At 70.7% G+C, this 24,583-nt stretch carries 18 protein-coding genes; 10 read left to right on the plus strand and 8 right to left on the minus strand.

Annotated features, from left to right (window positions below; all coding sequences use genetic code 11):
• Window positions 1-7 precede the first annotated feature (7 nt).
• The gene (locus AB0N14_RS12090) at window positions 8-1,702 is read right to left on the minus strand and encodes a site-2 protease family protein (protein WP_366025541.1); all 1,695 of its coding nucleotides are present in this window, start codon (window positions 1,700-1,702) and stop codon (window positions 8-10) included.
• A gap of 206 nt (window positions 1,703-1,908) precedes the next feature.
• Between AB0N14_RS12090 and AB0N14_RS12095 the strand changes: the two genes are divergently transcribed.
• Window positions 1,909-2,895 carry a RecB family exonuclease gene (locus AB0N14_RS12095; RefSeq protein ID WP_366025542.1) on the plus strand — a complete coding sequence of 329 codons (987 nt, stop codon included), beginning with the start codon at window positions 1,909-1,911 and terminating at the stop codon, window positions 2,893-2,895.
• A gap of 14 nt (window positions 2,896-2,909) precedes the next feature.
• Window positions 2,910-3,581, plus strand: a complete 672-nt coding sequence (locus AB0N14_RS12100) for a response regulator transcription factor (RefSeq protein WP_366025543.1) — start codon at window positions 2,910-2,912, stop codon at window positions 3,579-3,581.
• A 66-nt stretch (window positions 3,582-3,647) separates the two neighbouring features.
• Here AB0N14_RS12100 and AB0N14_RS12105 read toward each other — a convergent pair whose 3' ends face one another.
• The 4 genes from AB0N14_RS12105 to metH all read right to left on the minus strand — a co-directional run bounded on the left by AB0N14_RS12105 (window position 3,648) and on the right by metH (window position 11,954).
• Window positions 3,648-5,231: an ABC transporter substrate-binding protein gene (locus tag AB0N14_RS12105; RefSeq protein WP_366025656.1), complete on the minus strand. Its 1,584-nt coding sequence runs from the start codon at window positions 5,229-5,231 to the stop codon at window positions 3,648-3,650.
• A 167-nt stretch (window positions 5,232-5,398) separates the two neighbouring features.
• Window positions 5,399-7,003: an ABC transporter substrate-binding protein gene (locus AB0N14_RS12110; RefSeq protein WP_366025544.1), complete on the minus strand. Its 1,605-nt coding sequence runs from the start codon at window positions 7,001-7,003 to the stop codon at window positions 5,399-5,401.
• 437 nt (window positions 7,004-7,440) lie between these two features.
• Window positions 7,441-8,139 carry an HAD family phosphatase gene (locus AB0N14_RS12115; RefSeq protein ID WP_366025545.1) on the minus strand — a complete coding sequence of 233 codons (699 nt, stop codon included), beginning with the start codon at window positions 8,137-8,139 and terminating at the stop codon, window positions 7,441-7,443.
• A 290-nt stretch (window positions 8,140-8,429) separates the two neighbouring features.
• The gene (gene metH, locus AB0N14_RS12120) at window positions 8,430-11,954 is read right to left on the minus strand and encodes a methionine synthase (RefSeq protein ID WP_366025546.1); all 3,525 of its coding nucleotides are present in this window, start codon (window positions 11,952-11,954) and stop codon (window positions 8,430-8,432) included.
• 278 nt (window positions 11,955-12,232) lie between these two features.
• Here metH and AB0N14_RS12125 point away from each other — a divergent pair, with 278 nt between their 5' ends.
• The 8 genes from AB0N14_RS12125 (at window position 12,233) to AB0N14_RS12160 (ending at window position 21,608) form a co-directional block, all read left to right on the plus strand.
• Window positions 12,233-12,997, plus strand: coding sequence for an IclR family transcriptional regulator (locus AB0N14_RS12125; RefSeq protein WP_366025547.1), 765 nt, complete (start codon window positions 12,233-12,235; stop codon window positions 12,995-12,997).
• Between the two features lie 389 nt (window positions 12,998-13,386).
• Window positions 13,387-14,181, plus strand: a complete 795-nt coding sequence (locus AB0N14_RS12130) for an MIP/aquaporin family protein (RefSeq protein ID WP_366025548.1) — start codon at window positions 13,387-13,389, stop codon at window positions 14,179-14,181.
• Window positions 14,182-14,268: 87 nt separating this feature from the next.
• Entirely contained in the window at window positions 14,269-15,807 is a 1,539-nt protein-coding gene (gene glpK, locus AB0N14_RS12135) for a glycerol kinase GlpK (RefSeq protein ID WP_366025549.1), read from the plus strand.
• Window positions 15,808-15,813: 6 nt separating this feature from the next.
• Window positions 15,814-17,421 carry an FAD-dependent oxidoreductase gene (locus tag AB0N14_RS12140; protein ID WP_366025550.1) on the plus strand — a complete coding sequence of 536 codons (1,608 nt, stop codon included), beginning with the start codon at window positions 15,814-15,816 and terminating at the stop codon, window positions 17,419-17,421.
• 140 nt (window positions 17,422-17,561) lie between these two features.
• A complete protein-coding gene (locus tag AB0N14_RS12145) occupies window positions 17,562-18,323 on the plus strand; it encodes a nucleoside phosphorylase (protein ID WP_366025551.1) in 762 nt (253 codons plus the stop codon).
• A complete protein-coding gene (locus AB0N14_RS12150) occupies window positions 18,320-19,621 on the plus strand; it encodes an amidohydrolase (RefSeq protein WP_366025552.1) in 1,302 nt (433 codons plus the stop codon). Before AB0N14_RS12145 ends, AB0N14_RS12150 begins: the two co-directional genes overlap by 4 nt.
• Window positions 19,622-19,782: 161 nt before the next feature.
• Window positions 19,783-20,454 carry a FadR/GntR family transcriptional regulator gene (locus AB0N14_RS12155; RefSeq protein WP_366025553.1) on the plus strand — a complete coding sequence of 224 codons (672 nt, stop codon included), beginning with the start codon at window positions 19,783-19,785 and terminating at the stop codon, window positions 20,452-20,454.
• A gap of 179 nt (window positions 20,455-20,633) precedes the next feature.
• Complete coding sequence (locus tag AB0N14_RS12160; protein ID WP_366025554.1) at window positions 20,634-21,608, plus strand: PAC2 family protein; 975 nt, start codon at window positions 20,634-20,636, stop codon at window positions 21,606-21,608.
• Between the two features lie 52 nt (window positions 21,609-21,660).
• Here the strand turns inward: AB0N14_RS12160 and mshC are convergent, their stop codons facing one another.
• The 3 genes from mshC to AB0N14_RS12175 form a co-directional block, all read right to left on the minus strand.
• Window positions 21,661-22,890, minus strand: coding sequence for a cysteine--1-D-myo-inosityl 2-amino-2-deoxy-alpha-D-glucopyranoside ligase (gene mshC / locus AB0N14_RS12165; protein ID WP_366025555.1), 1,230 nt, complete (start codon window positions 22,888-22,890; stop codon window positions 21,661-21,663).
• Window positions 22,891-23,174: 284 nt separating this feature from the next.
• Window positions 23,175-23,993, minus strand: a complete 819-nt coding sequence (locus tag AB0N14_RS12170; RefSeq protein WP_366025556.1) for an SCO1664 family protein — start codon at window positions 23,991-23,993, stop codon at window positions 23,175-23,177.
• Window positions 23,957-24,547: a DUF3090 domain-containing protein gene (locus AB0N14_RS12175; protein WP_200421355.1), complete on the minus strand. Its 591-nt coding sequence runs from the start codon at window positions 24,545-24,547 to the stop codon at window positions 23,957-23,959. Before AB0N14_RS12175 ends, AB0N14_RS12170 begins: the two co-directional genes overlap by 37 nt.
• Between the last annotated feature and the right edge of the window lie 36 nt (window positions 24,548-24,583).

A 24,583-nucleotide genomic window follows, 5' to 3' on the forward strand; every position in this document is an offset into this window, starting at 1 on the left:
CCGACCACTAGGACGTGGGGCGGGCCATGGCCTTGACGAAGGCGCGTTCGACGTCGGCGGCGGAGAGGACGCCGTAGATCTCGCCGGTGTCCTCGATGACGAGGTATTCGGTGGCGGGGGTGGCGCGCAGGGCGTCGAGGAGGTCTTCTCCGGCGAGTTCGGCGGAGACGCGCATGCCGTCGGTGAGTTCCTGGGCGAGGCCGCTGACGAGGACCCAGGGGCGGCGGTGTTCGGGTACGCCGACGATGGCGGCCTCGCGGACGAGGGAGAGGGGTTCGCCGTGGGCGTCGACGACGACGAGGGCGCGGGCGCCGACGGCGTTGGCACGGCGCAGGGCCTCGGAGAGGGGGGTGTCGGTCTCGACGGGGACGGCGCGGCGGGTGAGGGTGCGGGCACGCAGTTCGGGGAGGTGTTCGCGCAGGCGGGCCATGCGCAGGCTGTTTCCGGCGCCGGTCCAGATGATCGCGGCGAGGATGGCGGCGAGCAGGGCGTCGGTGACGGTGTCCATGCCGACGTTGTCCTCGGCGGTGGAGCCGAGGGCGCCGGACTGGGTGAGCAGGGGCAGTCCGATGAGGACGGTGATGGCGAGGGCGCGGCCGACCCAGGCGGCGGCGATGGTGCCGCTCATGGGGCGGCCGGTGATCTTCCAGACGACGGCGCGGAGCATGCGGCCGCCGTCGAGGGGCAGGCCGGGGAGCAGGTTGAAGGCGGCGACGATGAGGTTGGAGACCATGAGGCCGGCGAGGAGGACGCCGGGGACGGTGCCGGGTTCGACGGGCTGCAGGGCGAGGTAGAAGATCGCGGCGAGGGCGAGGGAGAGCAGTGGGCCGACGAAGGCGAGGACGAATTCGCGGCCGGGGGTCTCGGCTTCTTTCTCGATCTCGGAGGCGCCGCCGAAGAACTGGAGCTGGATGCGGCGTACCGGGAGTTTGAAGCGGAGGGCGGCGACGGTGTGGGCCAGTTCGTGGACGAGGACGGAGGCGTAGAAGGCGACGGCGAAGAAGAGGGAGACGAGGTAGCGGGCGGCGCCGAGTTCGGGGAGCACGCGGTCGAGCTGTCCGCCGAACACCCAGGTGATCAGTGCGGCGACGAGGAACCAGCTGGGGGCGACGTAGACGGGGACGCCGAAGGGCCGTCCCATGAGGATGCCGCCGCCGGGGTCCTTGGGGCGCTTCGGGGAGCGTCCTCGGCCGGGGGTGGCGGAGTGGGCGGTGGTGCGGGTGGGGGTGTGACTGTGCGGGTTCTGGGGGGTGGGGTGGGTGTCCGCGGGGGGTGCCTGGCGGTGGTCGGTGTGCGGCTGGGGGGTGGTTGGGCCGTCGGAGTGAGGGGGTGCCGGCCGGGGTGCGGGGTGGTTGTCCGCCGGAGTGTCGGGGCCGCCCGCCGGGGGCTGCGGGGTGCTCGGGTCGCCTGTGGCGGGCGGCTGGGTGGGGGCCGGTGTCGTGGCTCCGCCGCCGGGTGGGGGCGGGGTCGGCGGTCCGGTGGGGGCGGGGTGCTCGTCGCCGGGCGTGCCTGTGGCTGCGGTGGGTGCGGTGGGCCTGTGGCTGGACGACGTGTGCTCGTCATCGGGCCCCGGGGTCGCGGCGGTGGGTGCCGCGGGCTCGGTGGGGGGCTGTGCGGGACTGGGTGATTCCTCGCGGGGCGTGTCGTGGGGCGCCCCGTTGTTGCCGGGGCGCGGCTGTGCGCTCCCGCCGCTCTCGTCCACGCTGTCCCCTCGATCGATACGTCTCCCCGGCCCCGGTCGTGCCGGGTGGGAGGGTCCGGTGTCGATGGTATGCGGCCGTCGCGTCGCGTTCCGCCCCGGCACCCCTCTGTTCTGCCCGTGGTCGGGTCTTCCCCGGCCCGTCGGTGGGTGCTCGGGTCGGGCCGTGGCTGGGTCACTGTCAGTGGTGGGCCGTATGGTCTGTGGTCATGGAATCCAGCACCGACGGCGCCGCCGTGCCGTCCGCAGTGGCCGCCGCGCCCCCGGTTTCGCTGTCGCCGTCGCGCGCCGGCGATTTCATGCAGTGCCCGCTGCTGTACCGGTTCCGGGTGATCGACAAGCTGCCCGAGAAGCCGAGCGAGGCGGCCACGAGAGGCACGCTGGTGCACGCGGTGCTCGAGCGGTTGTTCGACGCACCCGCCGCCGAGCGGACCGCGCCGCGCGCCAAGGCGCTGCTGCCCGGCCAGTGGGACCGGCTGCGGGAGAGCAGACCGGAGGTCGTGGAGCTGTTCGCGGACGATCCGGACGGTGAGCGACTGGCGCGCTGGCTGGATGAGGCGGAGCGGCTCATCGAGCGCTGGTTCACGCTGGAGGATCCGACGCGTCTGGAGCCGGCCGAGCGCGAGCTGTTCGTGGAGGCGGAGCTGGAGTCGGGGCTGAGGCTGCGCGGGATCATCGACCGCGTCGACGTGGCGCCGACGGGTGAGGTGCGGATCGTCGACTACAAGACGGGCAAGGCGCCCCGGCCCGAGTACGCCGAGGGCGCGCTGTTCCAGATGAAGTTCTACGCCCTGGTGGTGTGGCGGCTGAAGAAAATCGTCCCGCGGCGGCTTCAGCTGGTGTATCTGGGCAGTGGAGACGTGCTGACGTATGACCCGGTCCTTGCCGACCTGGAGCGTGTGGAGCGCAAGCTGCTCGCGCTGTGGGAGGCGATCCGGGTGGCGACGGAGACGGGCGACTGGCGGCCGCGCCGCAGCAAGCTGTGCGGCTGGTGCGACCACCAGGGGGTGTGCCCGGAGTTCGGTGGCACTCCCCCGCCGTATCCGCTGCCGGTCCGCGCGGCCGCCGGTGTCCCGGCGGCGGCGCAGTCGCTGCCGGCTCAGCGGGTGGACGGCGCTCCGGACCCGGAGGTGTCCGCGTCGGTCAGGGTGCCCGAATCGGGCGGTGACGCGCAGGGCAGAATGGGGCCGGACTAGCGAAGGAGACTTACGTGGCCATCCGCGTCCTACTGGTCGACGACCAGCCGCTGCTGCGTACGGGCTTCCGGATGATTCTGGAGGCCGAGCAGGATCTCGCGGTCGTCGGTGAGGCCGGAGACGGCCTCCAGGCCCTCGACCAGGTGCGTGCCCTGCAGCCCGATGTGGTTCTGATGGACATCCGCATGCCTCGTATGGACGGCGTGGAGGCGACCCGGCAGATCACCGGGCCGGGGCGGGACGGCCCGGCGAAGGTGCTGGTGCTGACGACCTTCGATCTGGACGAGTACGTGGTGGAGGCGTTGCGTGCCGGTGCGAGCGGGTTCCTGCTCAAGGACGCGCCCGCCAACGAGCTGGTGCAGGCGATCCGGGTCGTCGCTGGGGGCGAGGCGATGCTCGCGCCGAGCATCACGAGGCGGCTGCTCGACAAGTACGCCACGCATCTGCCGTCCGGTGACGAGCCGGTGCCGGACACCCTGCACACCCTCACCGAGCGTGAGGTGGAGGTGCTGAAGCTGGTGGCGCGCGGGCTGTCCAACGCGGAGATCGCCGCCGATCTGTTCGTCAGCGAGACCACGGTCAAGACGCACGTCGGCCACGTCCTGACGAAGCTGGGGCTGCGGGACCGGGTGCAGGCGGCGGTGTACGCGTACGAGAGCGGGCTGGTGCGTCCCGGCGCCCAGTAGTCGGCGCACTGTGACGGTGAGGGCGCCCCTTGCGCGGGGGCGCCCTTCGTGCGTGTGGGGCCCGGCTCAGCCCTTGCTGATCTCCCAGAACCGGAACACGGTGGAGGCGTCGAGGCAGTACTCGAGTCCGTAGACGTTGTCCCGTGTGACGGCGTACTGCTTGGCCTGCCAGACGGGGATGACCGGGACGTCCTCGGCGACGATGTGCTGAAGGGTGCGGTATTCGTCGTCGGTGGCGGAGCGGTCGCTCTGGGCGGCCGTCTTGGGGATCAGTTCGCCCGTGATGGTGCTGTTGACGTAGTGGTTGTCCAGTACGTTGCCCTTGCCGAAGAACGGCGCGGTGAAGTTGTCGGGGTCGGGGTAGTCGGGCACCCAGCCCTTGACGTAGACCCCGTACTTGCCGGCCGCGATGTCCTTCTCGTACTGGTCGAAGGGAACGGACTTGACGCTCGCGTCGAACAGTCCGCTGTCGTTCAGCTGCCGGGCGATGGTGTTCAGTTCCTCGTCGGTGGCGGGCCCGTAGCGGGAGGGCGTCGACCAGAGGGTGAGCGTGACCTTGCCGGTGATGCCCTCGGCGCGGAGCGCGGCGGCCGCCTTGGTCCTGGAGGGGCGGGCGCCGTAGGTGTCGAAGAAGGACGTGTCGTGGCCGGTGATGCCGGCCGGGATGATCGAGTACAGGGGCGTCGCGGTGTCGCTGTAGACCTTGTTGACGAGGGCCTCGCGGTCGAGGAGGTAGGCGATGGCCTTGCGGACGCCGAGCTTGCCGGTGACCGGGTCGTCCATGTTGAAGACGAGGTGCTGGACTTCGGCGCTGGAGCCCTCGACGACCTCGATGCCCTTGCCGGTGGAGGTGTCCTTGTCGATGCCGGCGATGTCGGCCGCGGCCAGGCCCCGGTAGGCGAGGTCGATCTTCCGGCCCAGGAGGGCGTTCTTCAGGGCGGACTGGTCGCCGTGGAAGAGGGTCAGGGTGATGCCGGAGTTGTGCACCTTGGCGGTGCCCTGGTACTGCGGGTTGACGGAGAAGACGGCCTTGTCCTTGCCGAAGGAGTCCAGCTTGTAGGGGCCGGAGCCGACCGCCTTGCCGTCCGTGCGCAGCTTGTCCGCGAGGTAGGCGTTGTGGTCGACGATGGAGCCGGCGCCGGAGGCTATCTTGCTGGGGAAGGTGGCGTCGGCGTACTTCAGTTTGAAGACGACGGTCTTGGTGTCCGGTGTCTCGACCGAGCCGAGCATGGGGAACATGATGGCGGGGCCGGCCGAGTCGTTGATCTTCAGCATGCGGTCGAAGGAGAACTTGACGTCCTTCGAGGTGAGCGGGTCACCGTTGCTGAACTTCAGCCCGTCCCTGAGGGTGCAGGAGTAGACCTTGGTCTGCGTGTCCGTGAACGTGCACTCCCTGGCGGCTTCCGGCTCCGGTTCCGTGCCGCCCTTGGGGAAGCCCAGCAGTGACTGGAAGACATTGTTGAACAGCAGCCAGGACCCCGGGTCGTAGCCGGAGGCCGGGTCGGTGGCCAGGACGTCGTCGGACATCCCCACCACCACGGAGGAGCCGGTGCCCGAGGAGTCGTCGGTCGAGGTGCCGCATCCGGTGAGCAGGCCGGCGGCCAGCCCCGTCGCTATGGACAGAACCGGCCACTGGGTGCGCATGTTCACGTGCATGTGCCTTGTCTTCGGTTGTCGTTCGCCCCGGACTCCGCGCGTTCCGGGCCGTGCGGAAGTTCCCGGATCGTACCGCGAACGCGGCAGGCCCCGGGCGTGTGCCCGGGAGCCTTGAAGAACCGCTGGTCACATGGTCGGCGGGAAACCGCCCGGCTGACCGGTCAGCTGCCGACGCCGCGGCTGAGCTCCCACAGCTGCAGGGTGGAGGAGGAGTTCATCGCGTACTCGCTGCCGGTGATGTCGTCGCGGGTGGCGACGTACTGCTTGCCCTGCCACAGCGGCAGGATCGGCACGTCGTCGGCGACGATGTCCTGCATGTCGGTGAGGCTCTTCGACGCGGTGAGGCGGTCCGCCTCGCGGCGGGACTGCGGGATCAGCGTGTTGATGATCTCGGGGTTGGCGTACGGGGATCCAAGGGTGTTGTCCTTGTCGAGGAACGGCGCGAGGTAGTTGTCGGCATCCGCGAAGTCCGGGAACCAGCCCATGCCGTAGACGTCGTACGCGCCCTTCTTCTCGGCCGGGCGAAACTTGTCCCAGGGGGTGCCCTGGACGGTGACGTCGAACAGACCGCTGGCGTTGAGCTGCTGCTTGAGCACCTCGAACTCCTTGGCGGTGGCCTGGCCGTAGTGGTCGGTCGTGTAGTGCAGCGTCAGCTTGACCGGGGTGGTGATACCCGCCTTGGACAGCAGGGTGCGGGCCTTGCCCACGCTGGGGTTGCCGTACTTGTTGAAGAACGAGTTGGAGTGGCCGGTGATGGTGGCGGGGACGAGCGAGAACAGGGGCTCGGCCTCGGTGCCGTACACCTTGGAGACCAGCTCGCCGCGGTTGATGACCTGTGCCATGGCCTGGCGGACGGCCTTGCTCTTCACCGTGGGGGCGTCGGTGTTGAAGGCCAGGTAGCGGATCTCGAGGCCCGGCATCTCCACCAGGTTGACGTTGCCACTGGTGTCGTTCTGGAGCTTGCGGATCTGGTCCGGGTCCATCGTGCGGGTCATGACGTCGATGTCGCCCTTGTCGAGGGCGGAGCCCATCGCGTCGGCGTCGGGGAACGACTCGAGGACGACCTTGTCGTTCTTCGGCGTCAGCAGGCCCTTGTAGTTGGGGTTCTTGGTGAAGGTGGCCTTGACCAGCTCGTTGTTCTTGACCTCGGCCTGCATCGTGTACGGCCCGGAGCCGTCGATGTCGAAGCCGTCGCGGAGCTTGTTCTTCTCGTAGCCCTTGGGGTCGACGATGCCGGCGACCGGCGTCGACAGCTTGAACGGGAAGGTGGCGTCCGCGGTCTTGAGGTGGAAGATGACTTCGTTGTCACCCTGCGTCTCGACGGTGTCGATGGTGGACAGCAGGGCGAAGACGCCGCTGTCGGCCTTGAGGGCGCGGGCGCGGTCGATGGAGTACTTCACGTCGGCCGCGGTCACCGGGTCGCCGTTGGCGAACTTCAGGTCCTTGCGCAGCTTGCAGGCGTAGCGCTCGTTGCCGGTGTCGGTGAAGCCGCAGCTCTCGGCGGCCTCGGGCTGCGGCTCGCCGTCGCCGCGGGGCTGCACCATCAGCGTCTGCACGGTCTGCCGGAGGATGTTCCAGGAGCCGACGTCGTAGGCGTACGCCGGGTCGACGGGGGCGGGGGCGTCACTTGAGGCGATGAACCGGTCGGTGGTGCCGACGACGATGGCGTCACCGCTCTTGCCCCCGCTGCTGGACCCGCCGCAGGCAGCGAGGACGGGGGTGAGCAGACCGGCGACGGCCGGCAGCACCAAAGTCTTGCGGTTCATGCTCGAGTTTCTCCAGAGCTGTTGGGTCCGTGTATCCGGCATGCATGGGTGGTGCGGCGGATCACGGGGAAGTGGTGATGTTCTCGCGCTGAGATTAGTCCGCACCTGCACGAGGGCTGACAGCCACCGGAGTTGAGTTCCCATCACGCTGTGAAACCGGCTGTGAACGGACCGGAAAACCGGTCGGGGGAAGGATTCGTGCAGCGTTTCACCAATCGGGACACAAGGGCACGTCGGGGCCGCCTGAATGGGGTGGAACAGCATACGCCGAGCCCGCTGTCAACCCCTCCGAATGTGGGGAACGTCACATACTGACGGGCGCTCACTGCCCCGGAATTCACTCGCCCGGGCCGGTATTAATTCATTCGGCTGGACAGCCGGAAGTAATCCGTCCATTCGCTCTGCACGCTGAGTGAAGGATCAGCGCATGTGCGTCATCAAACGCGCGCCACCAAACGCTGCAGAAATGGCAGGTCGACCTCTTCGAGCGAGGTGACCACGGTGCGGCGGGCGGCCGGTTCGATGGGGGCGACCGAGGGCACGGCCACCACGCGGCAGCCCGCGGCCTCGGCGGCCGCCACTCCGGTCAGCGTGTCCTCGATGACCGCGCACCGCGTGGGGTCGGCGCCGAGGCCGGCGGCGGCCCGCAGATACGGGTCGGGGAACGGCTTGGTGCGCTCGACCTCGTCGCCGGCGACGGTCAGGGCGAAGTACTGCGGGCCGACGGAGGCCAGGATGCGGTCGATGATGCGCCGGTGGGAGGCGGAGACCAGGGCGGTGGGGATGTCGTGGGCCGCGAGTTCGGCCAGGAGTCGTGCGGCGCCAGGCATCAGGGGCAGTCTGCGGTCGATACGGTTCTCGAACCCGTCGTTGAGCAGGACGGTGAGTTCGTCGAGGGTGATGTCCGCGCCGGTGGCCTCGATCAGGAATCCCGCGCTGCGCGTCATGGGACCGCCGACCACGACATGGCGCCAGGAATCGTCGAGCGTGTGGCCGAGGCCGGCGAAGACGTCGACTTCGACGTCCCACCAGAACCCCTCGGTGTCCACGAGGGTGCCGTCCATATCGAGGAGCACGGCCTGCAGGGCGGAGCCTTCGGCCGTACGGGTTCCGAGTGCGGGAACCGTGGTGGTCATCCGGCATACCTCCTTCAAGGGACGACCAGGCCGGTTCCCGGGAAGGGAACCGGCCTGCGGTGGATCGACCAGTGTACGACGCACGTGGGAAAAGTGCCTCTCGGTGCGGGGGCGCCACGCCGTGCGGGCGTAGGAGGACCTGCGGAGGCCGCCGGGCGGCACCCACCCGACCACCAGGACGCCCGGGGCGCTCGGCAGCGAGGGAAGACGCTCCGACGGGGCTCGCCGGGGCACACCCCGCCCGCGCCGGAAGACGCGCCACGGGGGCCGCCGGGGCCCGCGGACGGACGCTACCGCGCGTTGAAGTACTTGGCCTCCGGGTGGTGGATCACGATCGCGTCCGTGGACTGCTCCGGATGCAGCTGGAACTCCTCGGAGAGGTGGACGCCGATCCGCTCCGGCTCCAGGAGCTGGGCGATCTTCGCGCGGTCCTCCAGGTCGGGGCAGGCGCCGTAGCCGAGGGAGAAGCGGGCACCGCGGTACTTCAGGGCGAACATGTCTTCCATGTCGGCGGGGTCCTCGCCCGCGAAGCCCAGCTCGGCGCGCACGCGCGCGTGCCAGTGCTCGGCGAGCGCCTCCGCCAACTGCACGGACAGGCCGTGCAGTTCGAGGTAGTCGCGGTAGGAGTTCGACTCGAACAGTCGCGCGGTCTCCTCGCCGATCCTCGAGCCGACGGTGACGACCTGGAAGCCGACGACGTCCCTCTCCCCCGACTCCTCCGCACGGAAGAAGTCGGCCAGGCACAGCCGGCGGCCGCGGCGCTGGCGCGGGAAGGTGAACCGGGTGCGCTCGTTGCCCTCCTCGTCCAGGATGATCAGGTCGTCGTCCTTGGACACGCAGGGGAAGTAGCCGTAGACGACGGCCGCTTCGAGGAGGTTCTCGGTCTGCAGCCGGTCCAGCAGGCCGCGCAGCCGGGGCCGGCCCTCGGTCTCGACCAGCTCCTCGTACGTCGGCCCCTCGCCGGTGCGGGTCTGCTTCAGGCCCCACTGGCCCTTGAACAGCGCGCCTTCGTCCAGCCAGGAGGCGTACTCCTTGAGCGGGATGCCCTTGACGATGCGGGTGCCCCAGAAGGGCGGGGTGGGCACGCGGTTGTCGGTGGCGACGTCGGAGCGGACGTGCCCTTCCTCGGGCCGCTCCTCGATCTCCACGGTGGCCGCGCGCACCCGCCGCTGCCGCAGCTCCGGCAGCTTCGCCCCGGGCACGCCCCGCTTGACCCCGATCAGGGCGTCCATCAGCCGCAGGCCCTCGAACGCGTCGCGGGCGTAGCGGACCTCGCCCTCGTACAGCTCGTGCAGATCCTGCTCGACGTAGGCGCGGGTGAGAGCGGCGCCGCCGAGGATGACCGGGTAGGTGGCGGCCAAGCCGCGCTGGTTGAGCTCCTCCAGGTTCTCCTTCATGATCACCGTGGACTTGACCAGGAGCCCGGACATGCCGATGACGTCGGCCTTGTGCTCCTCGGCGGCCTCCAGGATCGCGGAGACGGGCTGCTTGATGCCGAGGTTGACGACGTTGTAGCCGTTGTTGGACAGGATGATGTCGACGAGGTTCTTGCCGATGTCGTGCACGTCGCCGCGCACGGTGGCGAGCACGATGGTGCCCTTGCCGGCCTCGTCGGTCTTCTCCATGTGCGGCTCGAGGTAGGCGACCGCGGACTTCATCACCTCGGCGGACTGCAGTACGAACGGCAGCTGCATCTGGCCGGAGCCGAACAGCTCGCCGACGACCTTCATGCCGTCGAGCAGGGTCTCGTTGACGATGGCGAGGGCCGGGCGCTGCTGAAGGGCCTCGTCGAGGTCGGCTTCCAGGCCGTTGCGCTCGCCGTCGATGATCCGCCGCTTCAGGCGCTCCTCGAGCGGCAGCGCGGCCAGTTCCTCGGCCTTGCCCGCCTTAAGGGACTTGGCGGTGGCGCCCTCGAACAGCGCCATCAGCTTCTGCAGCGGGTCATAGCCCTCGCCGCGGCGGTCGTGGATCAGGTCCAGGGCCGTCCGCACCTCTTCCTCGCTGAACCGGGCGATCGGCAGGATCTTCGAGGCGTGCACGATCGCCGAGTCCAGTCCGGCCTTGACGCACTCGTCGAGGAAGACGGAGTTGAGCAGGATACGGGCGGCCGGGTTGAGGCCGAAGGAGATGTTCGACAGGCCCAGCGTGGTCTGCACCTGGGGGTGGCGCTTCTTCAGCTCACGGATGGCCTCGATGGTGGCGAGGCCGTCCTTGCGGGACTCCTCCTGCCCGGTGCAGATGGTGAAGGTCAGGCAGTCGATGAGGATGTCGTCCTCACGGATGCCCCAGTTCGCCGTCAGGTCGGCGATCAGCCGCTCGGCGATCTCCACCTTCTTCTCAGCGGTGCGGGCCTGGCCCTCCTCGTCGATGGTCAGCGCGATCAGCGCCGCCCCGTGCTCCCTGGCGAGCCGGGTGACCTTCACGAAACGGGACTCGGGGCCGTCGCCGTCCTCGTAGTTCACCGAGTTGATGACCGCACGGCCGCCGAGCTTCTCCAACCCGGCCCGCAGGACGTCGACTTCGGTGGAGTCCAGGACGATCGGCAGCGTGGAGGCGGTGGCGAAGCGGCCGGCCAGCTCCTCCATGTCGGCGACTCCGTCGCGGCCCACGTAGTCGACGCACAGGTCGAGCATGTGGGCGCCCTCGCGGATCTGCTCCCGGGCCATCTCCACACAGTCGTCCCAGCGGCCCTCCAGCATGGCTTCCCGGAACTTCTTCGACCCGTTGGCATTCGTGCGCTCGCCGATCGCCAGGTAGGAGGTGTCCTGGCGGAACGGCACCGACTGGTACAGCGATGCCGCACCGGGCTCGGGCTGCGGGCGCCGCTCGGGCGGGGTGAGGTCACGGACCCGCTCGACGACCTGGCGCAGGTGCTCCGGCGTCGTACCGCAGCAGCCGCCGACCAGGGACAGGCCGTACTCGGTGACGAACGTCTCCTGGGCGTCGGCCAGCTGGGGGGCGGTCAGCGGGTAGTGCGCGCCGTCCTTGGTCAGCTCGGGCAGGCCGGCGTTCGGCATGCACGACAGCGGGATACGGGAGTGGCGGGCGAGGTAGCGCAGGTGCTCGCTCATCTCGGCCGGGCCGGTGGCGCAGTTCAGGCCGATCATGTCGATGCCGAGCGGCTCCAGCGCGGTCAGTGCGGCGCCGATCTCAGAGCCGAGCAGCATCGTGCCGGTCGTCTCGACGGTGACCGACACGATCAGCGGGACCTCGTACCCGGCCGTCTCCATCGCACGGCGGGCGGCGATGACGGAGGCCTTGGTCTGCAGCAGGTCCTGGGTGGTCTCCACCAGCAGGGCGTCGGCGCCGCCGGCGAGCAGGCCCTCGGCGTTGCGCTGGTAGGCGTCGCGGAGGCCGGTGAAGGTGGTGTGGCCGAGGGTGGGCAGCTTGGTGCCGGGGCCGATGGAGCCCAGCACCCAGCGCTGGCGCCGGTCGCGCGCGGTGAACTCGTCGGCCGTCTCGCGGGCGATGCGGGCGCCGGCCTCGGACAGTTCGGCGACCCGCTCGGCGATGTCGTACTCGCCGAGAGCGGTGAGGTTGGCGCCGAAGGTGTTGGTCTCGACGCAGTCGACGCCCGCGTCGAAGTAGGCGGCGTGCACCGTGCGGACGATGTCCGGGCGGGTGACGTTGAGGATCTCGTTGCAGCCCTCGAGGCCCTGGAAGTCCTCCAGCGTCGGGTCCTGGGCCTGGAGCATCGTGCCCATGGCGCCGTCGGCCACCACGACGCGGGTGGCGAGGGCTTCCCGGAGGGCTTCGGTTCGGGTCCGGCTGTCGGTGGGGGCGGACGAAAGGGACGGGTTCGGCAACGAGGCCATGAAAGATGCTCCCTGGAGTGCGACGGCTGTCGGCTTTGCGTCTCCCTGGACCTTCCCACGGAAGACGCACGCGGCCAGGGTAGCCCGGAGCACGCCGTACGGTCAGGGGCGTCCACGGGGCGGGACGGGCGGGGCCCCGCATGGCCTCTGCGGGGATTTCCGCCGAACGGATGGCGACCACCCATTAGCGGGAGGTCGGCAAAGACCGGTAGTGTTCGGCATTGCCGAACGGCGTGTAACTCAGCCGACGGTCGAAGTGGACGGAGGGCAGGACGGCGATGGCACGGAACATCCAGTCGCTCGAACGGGCGGCCGCGATGCTGCGGCTGCTCGCGGGCGGCGAGCGACGGCTCGGCCTGTCGGACATCGCCTCATCCCTGGGCCTCGCCAAGGGTACGGCCCACGGCATACTCCGCACGCTCCAGCAGGAGGGGTTCGTCGAGCAGGACACGGCCTCCGGCCGCTACCAGCTCGGGGCGGAGCTGCTGCGCCTGGGGACCACCTACCTGGACGTGCACGAGCTGCGGGCGCGCACCCTGGTGTGGACGGACGACCTGGCCCGCTCCAGCGGGGAGAGCGTCTACCTCGGGGTCCTGCACCAGCAGGGCGTCCTGATCGTGCACCACGTGTTCCGGCCCGACGACAGCCGGCAGGTCCTGGAGATCGGGGCCATGCAGCCGCTGCACTCCACGGCCCTGGGCAAGGTGCTGTCGGCGTACGACCCGGTCGCGCACAGTGAGGCGCTGGAGGCCGACCGCAAGGCGTTCACCGACCGGACCGTGTGCGACCCGGACGACTTCGAGCACGTCCTCGACCTCACCCGGGCGCGCGGGTACGCGGCCGACGTGGAGGAGACGTGGACCGGGGTGGCCTCGGTCGCCGCCCCCATCCACGACCGGAGGCGGATGCCGGTGGGCGCCGTGGGCATCACGGGCGCCGTGGAGCGCGTGTGCCTGGACGGGGAACTGCGCCCGGAGCTGATCGCGGCGGTGCGCGACTGCGCCCGCGCGGTGTCGCGGGACCTGGGCGCCGGACGGTTCTGAGCCTCGCGGCCACCACGGGCCCCGTCCTCCCCGAAACCCCGCACTCCCGGAAACCGGTACGGCATTGCCGTACCGGGCCCTCGGCCTGCCCGGGTGCGGGTGCGGCCACCGCCAAACGTGCCTGTTCGCACGCGGTGCGCACGCATCGAGAAGGTCGTGGGCACATGTCGATCAGTAACGATCCCGCTTCGTGCAACAGGACTCTTGACGACCCTGCGAACAGGAAGCAAGACTCCCGTCCATCGGTCGGCATTGTCGAACACCTACCGGCAATACGCGCTAGAGTCTGACAACGCCAAGGGCCGGCATCGCTCTCACCCCCGAGGGCGCGGACCACCGGAGGGACCCGGGGTTCGCCTTCCCCTGGACGAAGGACAAAGGAGTCGCGGGTGTCCAGCTCCGACATCTTCATCGGCGAGACCATCGGTACCGCCATACTCATTCTGCTCGGCGGCGGCGTGTGCGCCGCCGTGACGCTGAAGGCCTCCAAGGCCCGTAACGCCGGTTGGCTCGCCATCGCGTTCGGGTGGGGTTTCGCCGTTCTGACGGCGGTCTACACCTCCGCACCGCTCTCCGGTGCACACCTGAACCCGGCCGTGACCCTCGCACTCGCCATCAAGACCGGCGACTGGAGCAACCTCCCGGTCTACTGGGCGGGACAGCTGCTCGGCGCGATGATCGGTGCGACGCTGGTGTGGGTCGCCTACGCGGGCCAGTTCCAGGCCCACCTCACCGACAAGGAGATCGTGGGCGGGCCGGGCGCGCAGGCCACCACCGCCAAGGCGGTCGAGGCCCAGGAAAAGGGCGCCGGCCCCGTGCTCGGCATCTTCTCCACCGGCCCGGAGATCCGGAACACGGTGCAGAACCTCGCCACGGAGATCATCGGCACGATCGTGCTGGTGCTCGCGGTCCTCACGCAGGGCCTCAACGACAAGGGCAACGGTCTGGGCACCCTGGGCGCCCTGATCACCTCGCTGGTCGTGGTCTCGATCGGCCTCTCCCTGGGCGGACCGACGGGCTACGCGATCAACCCGGCCCGTGACCTCGGTCCGCGCATCGTGCACGCCCTTCTCCCCCTGCCCAACAAGGGCGGCTCCGACTGGGGCTACGCCTGGATCCCGGTCGTCGGTCCGCTGGTCGGCGCGGCGATCGCCGCAGGCATCTACAACGTCGCTTTTGCTTGAGATCGAGTGAGCTGTACAAGGCTCCCGCACATCAGCACCGCGCCGTAAAGACAGCCCCTTTTAACCATGGAACTCCAGGAGCACACCGTGACCGACGCACACACCGCCGGCCCCTTCATCGCCGCCATCGACCAGGGCACGACCTCTTCGCGCTGCATCATCTTCGACCGGGACGGCCGGATCGTCTCCGTCGACCAGAAGGAGCACGAGCAGATCTTCCCGAAGCCGGGCTGGGTGGAGCACAACGCCACCGAGATCTGGACCAACGTCCAGGACGTCGTGGCCGGAGCCGTCGAGAAGGCCGGCATCACCAGAGACGACATCAAGGCCATCGGCATCACCAACCAGCGCGAGACGACCGTGCTGTGGGACAAGAACACCGGTGAGCCCGTCCACAACGCCATCGTCTGGCAGGACACCCGCACCGACGCGCTGTGCAAGGAGCTCGGCCGCAACGTCGGCCAGGACCGCTTCCGCCGCGAGACCGGCCTGCCGCTGGCCTCGTACTTCGCGGGTCCCAAGGCCCGCTGGCTGCTCGACAACGTGGAGGGCCTGCGGGAGCGCGCCGATGCGGGCGACATCCTCTTCGGCACCATGGACACCTGGGTCATCTGGAACCTGACCGGCGGTGTCAACGGGGGCCACCACGTCACCGACGTGACCAACGCCTCCCGCACCCTGCTGATGAACCTGCACACGATGCAGTGGGACGAGAAGATCGCCGAGTCCATCGGCGTCCCGCTCGCGATGCTGCCCGAGATCCGCTCCTCCGCCGAGGTCTACGGCGAGATCACCGGCGGCCGCCTCGGCGAGCTGCTCGGCGGCATCCCGGTGGCCTCCGCGCTCGGCGACCAGCAGGCGGCCCTGTTCGGCCAGACCTGCTTCTCCGAGGGCGAGACCAAGTCCACCTACGGCACCGGCACCTTCATGGTGATGAACACCGGTGACAAGATCATCAACTCCTACTCGGGCCTGCTGACCACGGTCGGCTACCAGATCGGCGACAACAAGCCGGTCTACGCCCTGGAGGGCTCGATCGCGGTCACCGGCTCCCTGGTGCAGTGGATGCGGGACCAGATGGGCCTGATCAAGACCGCCGCCGAGATCGAGACCCTCGCGCTCTCGGTCGAGGACAACGGCGGCGCCTACTTCGTGCCGGCCTTCTCCGGTCTGTTCGCCCCGTACTGGCGCTCCGACGCCCGCGGTGTGATCGCCGGTCTGACCCGGTACGTCACCAAGGCGCACCTCGCGCGCGCCGTCCTGGAGGCCACCGCCTGGCAGACGCGGGAGATCGCCGACGCCATGACCAAGGACTCGGGTGTCGAGCTGGCGACCCTCAAGGTCGACGGCGGCATGACCTCCAACAACCTGCTGATGCAGACGCTCTCGGACGTCTTGGACGCGCCGGTGGTGCGCCCGATGGTCGCCGAGACCACCTGCCTCGGCGCCGCCTACGCCGCCGGTCTGGCCGTCGGCTTCTGGACCAGCACCGACGACCTGCGCGCCAACTGGCGGCGGGCCGCCGAGTGGACGCCCCACATGGACGCGGAGACCCGCGACCGTGAGTACAAGAACTGGCTCAAGGCCGTCGAGCGGACCATGGGCTGGATCGAACACGAGGAGTAATTCGCGATGACCACCCTGCAGAGTGTTCCGGCTCTGGGGACCCACCCGGCCCACGGCTCCAACCCGAGCCGTGCCGAGACCCAGGAGCAGTTGTCCAGGGCGACCTACGACCTCCTGGTGATCGGCGGCGGGATCCTGGGCATCTCCACGGCCTGGCATGCCGCGCAGTCGGGCCTCAGGGTGGCTCTGGTGGACGCCGGCGACTTCGCCGGCGCCACCTCCTCCGCCTCCTCCAAGCTGCTCCACGGCGGTCTGCGCTACCTGCAGACCGGCGCGGTGAAGCTGGTGGCGGAGAACCACTTCGAGCGCCGTGCGGTCTCCCGTCAGGTGGCCCCCCACCTGGCGAACCCGCTCACGTTCTACCTCCCCGTGTACAAGGGCGGGCCGCACGGCGCGGCGAAGCTCGGGGCGGGCGTCTTCGCCTACTCCGCGCTGTCGGCGTTCGGCGACGGCATAGGCCACCTGCTGTCGCCGGCCAAGGCGGCGCAGGACGTGCCGGAGCTGCGCACCGAGAACCTCAAGGCCGTGGCCGTCTACGGCGACGACCAGATGAACGACGCGCGCATGGCGCTGATGACGGTTCGTGCGGCCGTCGACGCGGGCGCCGTCGTCCTGAACCACGCCGAGGTCACCGGGCTGCGCTTCACCAAGGGCCGGGTCACCGGCGCCGAGCTGCGCGACCGGGTCTCGGGCGAGGAGTTCGGTGTGGACGCGCGGCTGGTGCTGAACGCGACCGGGCCGTGGGTCGACCACCTGCGTCGTATGGAGGACCCGAACGCGGCGCCGTCCATCCGGCTGTCCAAGGGCGTGCACCTGGTCCTCAAGCGCACCTCCCCCTGGAAGGCGGCGCTGGCGACCCCGATCGACAAGTACCGGATCACCTTCGCCCTCCCGTGGGAGGACATGCTGCTGCTCGGCACGACCGACGAGGAGTACGAGGGCGACCCGGCCGAGGTAGCGGTCAACGAGAAGGACATCGCCCAGATCCTGGACGAGGCCGCCTTCTCCGTCCGCGACCAGCAGCTGCGGCGGGAGCTGATCACCTACTCGTTCGCCGGCCTCAGGGTGCTGCCGGGCGGTCCCGGCGACACCGCCAAGGCCAAGCGGGAGACCGTGGTGACCGAGGGCAAGGGCGGCATGCTGTCCGTCGCGGGCGGCAAGTGGACCACGTTCCGGCACATCGGCCGTACGGTCATGCAGAAGCTGGAGTCGCTGCCGGGTCACCCGCTGGGTGACGACTTCGAGCCGATCTCCTCGCTCCCGAAGAAGCTGCCGCTGCCGGGCATCGCCAACCCGCGCGCGGTCGCGCACCGGCTCGTCGTGGACGGCCCGGCGCCCGGCCCGCGCATGGCGCCCGACACGGCCAAGCACCTGGCGACCCACTACGGTTCGCTGGCCTTCGACATCGCGCGGCTGGCCAACGACGACCCGGAGCTGGGCGAGCGCGTCCACCCGGACGCCCCGGAGATCTGGGCGCAGGTCGTCTACGCCCGGGACCACGAGTGGGCCGAGAAGGTGGACGACGTGCTGCGCCGCCGCACCACCCTGACGATCCGCGGCCTGGCCACGGACGAGGTGCGCGGCAAGGTGCAGGACCTGCTCGACAAGAAGTAGGTCGAGGCGCGGGCCCCACCGGGTCCCACACAGCGAGGGGCGGCTTCCCGCACGGAGCCGCCCCTTTCGTGTGCGCGTTTCCTGTGCGCGACTCCGGGCTGCGTACGGTGTTCGTACATCCGTCCCCCTGGAGTCGCCGCATGACGCAGGAGCTGTCCCCCATCGCCCGCATCCGACGCACCGGGCTGCCGCCGTACGCCGTGGTCGTGGGCGACCCGGCGCGTGTCGCGACCGTCGCCGCGCTGCTGGAGGGGGCCGAGGAGGTCTCGTACCACCGCGAGTACCGGGTGTTCACCGGGAGTTGGAAGGGCCTGCCGGTGACGGTGGCCTCGCACGGGGTGGGCGCGCCGGGCGCGATCCTGCTGTTCCAGGAGCTGGCGGACGCGGGGATCCACACCGTCCTGCGGTTCGGCACGGCGGGCGCGATGAGGCCGGGGATCGGCGACGGCGACCTGGTGATCGCGGAGGCGGCCGTGCGCGACGACGGGGTCACCCAGCAGTTGCTGCCGCCGGAGTACCCGGCGGTGGCCGCGCCCGAGGCGGTCTTCGCCCTCCAGCGCGCGGCGCGCGAGGCGGGGGTGCCGCATCACCGGGGGATCGTCTGGACGCGGGCGGCGTTCCAGCCGGGACTGATCCCGCTCGACGCCTATGACGGGGCGGGTCTGGTGGCGATCGAGATGGAGCTGTCCGCGCTGCTGGTGACCGCCTCGCTGCGCGGGCTGGTCGCCGGTGGGGTGCTCGTGGTGGACGGCGTCAACGCCGATGAACTCGTCGACGAGGCGTCCCCGTTCTCGGCGGGCGCCTACGACCCGCACCGCGAGGTCGTCGCCCGGGGCGTGGAGCGCGGCGCGGTGGTCTCGCTGGAGGCGCTGCGGCTGCTGGCGGAGGGGGAGGCGGGATGAGCGAGCCCGTCGATCTGCTGGTGCACGGCGGTGACGTCCTGACGGTCGACGACGCAGGAACCGTGGTCCGGAAGGGCGCCGTCGCCGTCCGGGACGGGGTGATCATCGCGGTCGGGCCGGCCGGGGAGCTGCGGGCCCGGTACGCGGCGGAGGAGGAGATCGACGCCGGGGGCTGTCTGGTCCTGCCGGGCCTGGTCAACGCCCATACACACCTGGCGATGACGCTGCTGCGCGGCAGCGCCGACGACGTCACCCTGCAGGGCTTCCTGGAGCGAGTGCTGCGCCGGGAGGCCGAGCTGCTGTCGCCGGAGCACGTGGCGGCGGGGGTGCGGGCGGCCGTCGCCGAGAGCGTACGGGCCGGGGTGACCTCGGCGCTGGACATGTACTGGTTCCACGAGGCGGCCGAGCGAGTGGCGCTGGAGGCGGGCTGGCGGCTGCTGGCCGGGCCCACCTTCGTGGACGTCCCGGACTCCCCCGACGGCAGGGCATACGGGGAGCGCATGGAGTGGGCGCGCCGGGACCTGGCTGCGCGGACCGGGGAGCGGCCGGGGTTCCGGCCGGTCGTGTTCGCGCACTCCGCCTACACCCTGAGCCCGGATCAGCTGACCGGGATCGCCGCGCTGGCACGGGAGTTCGGGGCGCTGTTGCACCTGCACGCCGCGGAGAACGCGACGGAGGTCGCCACCGTGGAGACGCGGTACGGCAGGCGGCCGGTGGAGCTGCTGGACTCGATCGGCGTGCTCGGCCCCGATGTGCTGCTCGCGCACGCCGTCGATCTGACCGGCCCGGAGATCGCCGCGCTGGCGCGTACGGGGACGGCGGTCGCGCACTGCCCGGTGTCCAACCTCAAGCTGGGCTGCGGGATCGCGCCGGTGCCGCGGCTGCTGGACGCGGGTGTGACCGTCGGGCTCGGCACGGACGGGGCGGTCAGCTCCAACACGCTGGACGTGTTCGACGCGATGCGGCAGGCGGCGCTGGTGCACAAGGCCTCCGGTGACCCCACCGCGGTGGGTGCCGAACAGGCGGTGCGGATGGCGACGATCGAGGGCGCCCGCGCACTGGGGCTCGGGGATCGGCTGGGCTCGCTGGAGGCGGGCAAGCGGGCCGACCTGATCGTGGTCGACGTCGGCCGGCCGCACTTGCGTCCCCGGCACGACGTGTGGGCGACGCTCGCGTACGCGGCGCACTCCGCGGACGTGCGGGACACGGTCGTCGACGGGCGGATCCTGATGCGGGACCGAGCGCTGACGACGCTCGACGAGGCGGCGGCGCTGGCGGAGCTGGAGGCGGTGGGCTGAGCGGCCCACAGCGAGCCCACGGCGAGCGGCCCACGGCGCGACCCCGGCGAGCGGCCCCCTGTGTTTCGTGAGGTGACATGGGAAATCCTGGTTCCGTTCGGCCCGCTGACCCCCATAATGACGCCGAGACATCGGATGTCTGAGCACCTGGGAGGCACGCCATGGCAGTCACCGACGAGGCGATCGAGAAGATCAAGGAAATGATCGTCTCCGGTGCGCTGCGCCCGGGCGACCGCCTGCCCAAGGAGAGCGAGCTGGCCGCGGAGCTGGGGCTGTCACGCAACTCCCTGCGCGAGGCCGTGCGCGCCCTGTCGCTGATCCGCATCCTGGACGTGCGGCAGGGCGACGGCACCTATGTCACGAGCCTCGACCCAAAGCTGCTGCTGGAGGCGATGAGCTTCGTCGTGGACTTCCACCGCGACGACACCGTGCTGGAGTTCCTCGCGGTGCGCCGCATCCTGGAGCCGGCCGCGACGGCCATGGCGGCCTCCCGCATCAGCGAGCAGCAGCTGGACGCGCTGACCGCCCAGTTGGACAAGCTCGGCCCCGAACCCTCGGTGGAGGAGCTGGTCGCCTCCGATCTGGAGTTCCACCGGGGGATCGTGCAGAGCTCCGGCAACTCGGTGCTGTGCTCCCTGCTCGACGGCCTGTCCGGGCCCACCACCCGGGCCCGTATCTGGCGCGGCCTCACCCAGGAGGACGCGGTCGGCCGCACCCTGCGCGAGCACCGCGCGATCCTCGGCGCCCTGCGCGACCGCGACGCCGAGGCGGCCCGGTCCTGGGCGACCGTGCACATCGCGTCCGTCGAGCAGTGGCTGCGCTCGACCCTGTGAGGCCCCACCGGTGTGGGCCGCCCGTGCGGCGTGCCGGACCGGTAGGCGATCATGGGTGTTCGACGGCCCCGGACGGGGCAGTCATCCGTTCACTCCCCCGTGGCAGGGGACTGCGGGCGCCCCCGCCGCACGCCGTAAGGTTGGGGCGTACGTGAGGGAACGTCGGAAGGAGGCGCTGGGTGATCGAGCTCGAGGGGGTTCCCGAGCTGATCGACCCGGTCATGGTGGCCGCGTTCGAGGGCTGGAACGATGCCGGCGACGCCGCCTCCACCGCGGTCGCGCATCTGGACAGGGAATGGAAGGGCGAGGTCTTCGCGGCGCTGGACGCCGAGGACTACTACGACTTCCAGGTGAACCGCCCCACAGTGTTCATGGAGGCCGGGGTCCGCAAGATCACCTGGCCCACGACCCGGCTCTCGGTGGTCCGCGTCGGCGGTGAGAAGCCCCGCGACCTGGTGCTGGTCCGCGGCATCGAACCGTCGATGCGCTGGCGCTCGTTCTGCAACGAGCTGCTGGGCTTCGCCCATGAGCTGGGCGTGGAGCTGGTGGTGATCCTCGGCGCCCTGCTCGGAGACACCCCGCACACGCGTCCGGTCCCGATCAGCGGGACCACGTCCGACCCGGACCTGGCCCACCGCATGGACCTGGAGGAGACCAAGTACGAGGGCCCCACGGGCATCGTGGGTGTCCTGCAGGAGGCGTGCACGCACGCGGGGGTGCCGGCCGTGTCGCTGTGGGCGGCGGTCCCGCACTACGTGTCGCAGCCGCCGAACCCCAAGGCCACGCTGGCCCTCCTCAACCGCTTGGAGGACCTCCTCGACCTGCGCATCCCGCTCGGCGAACTGCCGGAGGAAGCGCGCGCCTGGCAGGTGGGCGTGGACCAGCTGGCCGCCGAGGACAGCGAGGTCGCCGAGTACGTGCAGACGCTGGAGGAGGCCCGGGACACCGCCGAGCTGCCGGAGGCGTCGGGTGAGGCGATCGCCCGCGAGTTCGAGCGGTATCTGCGGCGACGGGACGTCAGCCCGCCCGGCGGCCACGCCACGGCGGACGGCGGCGAGGGCGGCCCCTTCCTGCGGGACAACCCCGGCGGTCGTCCGCGTCCGCCCAAGCCGCCGCGGCCGGGCGGCGACGACGAGGACTCGCCGGAGGACTGAACGGGGCGGTGCGCAGTTGCGCACCGCCCCGCTCCATACCGGCGCAAGCGGCTCAGAGAGCCACGCCCAGCAGCGCGTCCACGGCCCGCGACACGACACCGGGCGCCCCGGTGTCCGTGCCGCCGCTCTCCTGCTGGAGCGTGACCCAGCGGTCGACCGCGGCGAGCGCGGAGGGTGCGTCGAGGTCGTTCGCGAGGGCGTCGCGGATCTCCTCGACGAGCGCGTCGGCGGACGGGCCGTCGGGCCGGGAGACGGCGGCACGCCAGCGGCCGAGCCGTGCCACGGCGTCGTGGAGGACCTGGTCGGTCCACTCCCAGTCGGACCGGTAGTGATGGGCGTGCAGGGCGAGCCGGATGGCGGCCGGGTCGACGCCGTCGCGGCGGAGCCGGGAGACGAAGACGAGGTTGCCCTTGGACTTGGACATCTTCTCGCCGTCCAGGGCGACCATGCCGGCGTGGACGTACGCCTTGGCCATGGGGAACTCGCCGGTCAGCACCTGGGCGTGCGAGGCTCCCATCTCATGGTGCGGGAAGGCGAGGTCGGAGCCGCCGCCCTGGACGTCGAAGCCCATGCCCAGGTGGTCCAGGGCGATGGCCACGCACTCGATGTGCCAGCCGGGGCGGCCGCGGCCGAGCGAGCCGCCGTCCCAGCTGGGCTCGCCGTCGCGGGCGGCCATCCACAGCATCGGGTCGAGCGGGTTCTTCTTCCCGGGCCGGTCGGGGTCGCCGCCGCGCTCCGCGGAGAGCAGGCGCATGGCGGCGGCGTCCAGGCGGGAGACCTTGCCGAAGTTCGGGTCGGACTCGACGGAGAAGTAGACGTCGCCTTCGAGATCGTACGCGGCTCCGAGGTCCCGGAGGCGCTCGACCAGCGGGACGATGCCGGGTATCGCCTCCACGGCGCCTATGTAGTGCCACGGGGGCAGCATCCTGAGGGCGGTCATGTCCTCGCGGAACAGGGTGGTCTCCCGCTCGGCGAGAGCCACCCAGTCGACGTTGTCGCGCTGGGCGCGCTCGAGGAGGGGGTCGTCGACGTCGGTGACGTTCTGGACGTAGTGGACCTGGCGCTTGGTGTCGAGCCACACGCGCTGAACGAGGTCGAACGCGTTGTAGGTCGCCGCGTGACCCATGTGGGTCGCGTCGTACGGGGTGATCCCGCAGACGTAGATACGGGCGACGGGACCGGGGTCGAGGGTGACGAGGCCGCCGGTCGCGGTGTCGTGGATCCTCAGGTCGCGGCCCTGACCAGGCAGGGCGGGGACCTCGGAAGCGGGCCAGGCATGCATGTCATGAGCGTAACCGGCGGGAAGTTCTGTCCACGAACCGGATCGGGCGGAGGGGCGGCGAATGACCGGGAAGACGCTCTTGCGGGAGCCCAGGTCATGTGTATTCCGCCCGGCCACAGCCGGGCGGGCGTGGGTTTCGCTCACCGGCGCCGGCAGGGCGCGCCTGTCCCAAGTTCTTCGAGCAGAGGGCCGCAGCGCCCACCCGTGCCGCCCCTGGGGGGTACCTCCAGGCCGTCAAGGCACTGGGGGAGGCACGACTCTGCCCGCAGCGGTGCGCACGTACGTCACACCGGCGGCCAAGGAATCGCCGGCCACTCCCCGCTCGGTTCCGGGTGCCGGCCCGACTCCAGCAGCGCCTCCACACGCGCCCGCGTCGCCCGGACCTCCGCGGAAGTGATCAGTGCGGCCAGGCGGGTGGCAAGGGCGCCCCCTTCGGAGAGCCCGTCCTTCAGTCCTTTCAGCACCTCCACCGCCTCCCCCGTCAGCGGCTCCCCCGCCCATCCCCACAGCAGCGTCCGCAGCTTGTTCTCGACGTTGAACGTGACCCCGTGGTCGATCCCGTACAGCCGCCCCCCGGCCGCCGGCAGCAGATGGCCCCCCTTGCGGTCCGCGTTGTTGACGACCGCGTCCAGGACGGCGAGCCGCCGCAGCCGCTGGTCGTCGGCGTGCACGAGCAGCGCCGTCTCGCCGTCGCCGACGTCCGCGAGACCGATCGCCTTCCAGCCCGGCTCGGGTTCCTCGCCCTCCACCAGGGCGAGGAGCTCACCGTCGGGCACGACCTCCACCCACAGCTGGCACATGCCCTCGCCGTACGGGCCGTCGCGTAGCACGGTGGGCGGCACGAGCCCCCAGCCGGTCGCCTCCGACACCTCGTACGCGGCGACCTCGCGCTGGGCCAGCGTCCCGTCCGGGAAGTCCCACAGGGGCCGCTCCCCGGCGACGGGCTTGTAGACGCAGGTGGCTTCCCGGCCGTCGTAGGAGACCGTGCAGTACAGCGCCGCGTTGGACGCGTCGCGGATGCGGCCGCGCACGGTCAGCTCGCCCTCGGCGAGCAGTTCGGCCGTGGTCACGCTCCGCGGCGGTATCCGTTCTGGCGCGGACATACGTGTCCTTCCGGGTCGAGCGGGAGGCTGCACAGCGGGCACGGCGGCCGCCCGGCGTTGACGACGTCGAGTGCGCGCTTGGCGAAGGCTCTGGCCTGCGCGCCGGTGAGCCGGACCCGGAGCATCGGCGGACCGTTCTCCTCGTCCTGCAGCAGCCGCTCCTCGGCCTCGGCGAGGTCCTCCTCGGAGTCGGCGTCCAGCTCGACGAGGGCCTGGGCCTCGACGATCATGCGCTGTTCCTCGGCGTCCCAGGCGAGCGCCATGGTGCCGACGCGGAACTCCTCCTCGATGGGGGTCTCCAGGGGGGCGGTGTCGGCGATCTCCGCAGGGGCCACGGCGGGGACGGCGGCGCTGCCGCCGCTGCGCCGCACGACCTCGTCGAGCAGTTCGTCCATGCGCTCGGCGAGTGCCGCGACCTGGGTCTTCTCCAGGGCCACGCTGGTCACCCGGGGTCCGGCCGAGGCCTGCAGGAAGAAGGTACGGCGCCCGGGCAGCCCGACCGTACCGGCCACGAAGCGGTCCGGGGGGTCGTAGAGGAACACCTGACGGGACACGTCCTGTCTCCATTGGATCGGGGTCGGGACCGACGG

Source organism: Streptomyces sp. NPDC051104 (assembly GCF_040682835.1).
GTDB lineage: Bacteria > Actinomycetota > Actinomycetes > Streptomycetales > Streptomycetaceae > Streptomyces > Streptomyces cynarae.

What these genes read in the sequence shown, in the direction of transcription:
- AB0N14_RS12110 (WP_366025544.1), bottom strand. Translation starts at nt 7,003, where the DNA reads ATGAACCGCAAGACTTTGGTGCTGCCGGCCGTCGCCGGTCTGCTCACC.
- AB0N14_RS12115 (WP_366025545.1), bottom strand. Translation starts at nt 8,139, where the DNA reads ATGACCACCACGGTTCCCGCACTCGGAACCCGTACGGCCGAAGGCTCC.
- mshC (WP_366025555.1), bottom strand. Translation starts at nt 22,890, where the DNA reads ATGCATGCCTGGCCCGCTTCCGAGGTCCCCGCCCTGCCTGGTCAGGGC.
- metH (WP_366025546.1), bottom strand. Translation starts at nt 11,954, where the DNA reads ATGGCCTCGTTGCCGAACCCGTCCCTTTCGTCCGCCCCCACCGACAGC.
- AB0N14_RS12140 (WP_366025550.1), top strand. Translation starts at nt 15,814, where the DNA reads ATGACCACCCTGCAGAGTGTTCCGGCTCTGGGGACCCACCCGGCCCAC.
- AB0N14_RS12150 (WP_366025552.1), top strand. Translation starts at nt 18,320, where the DNA reads ATGAGCGAGCCCGTCGATCTGCTGGTGCACGGCGGTGACGTCCTGACG.
- AB0N14_RS12145 (WP_366025551.1), top strand. Translation starts at nt 17,562, where the DNA reads ATGACGCAGGAGCTGTCCCCCATCGCCCGCATCCGACGCACCGGGCTG.
- AB0N14_RS12170 (WP_366025556.1), bottom strand. Translation starts at nt 23,993, where the DNA reads ATGTCCGCGCCAGAACGGATACCGCCGCGGAGCGTGACCACGGCCGAA.
- AB0N14_RS12125 (WP_366025547.1), top strand. Translation starts at nt 12,233, where the DNA reads ATGGCACGGAACATCCAGTCGCTCGAACGGGCGGCCGCGATGCTGCGG.
- AB0N14_RS12155 (WP_366025553.1), top strand. Translation starts at nt 19,783, where the DNA reads ATGGCAGTCACCGACGAGGCGATCGAGAAGATCAAGGAAATGATCGTC.
- AB0N14_RS12095 (WP_366025542.1), top strand. Translation starts at nt 1,909, where the DNA reads ATGGAATCCAGCACCGACGGCGCCGCCGTGCCGTCCGCAGTGGCCGCC.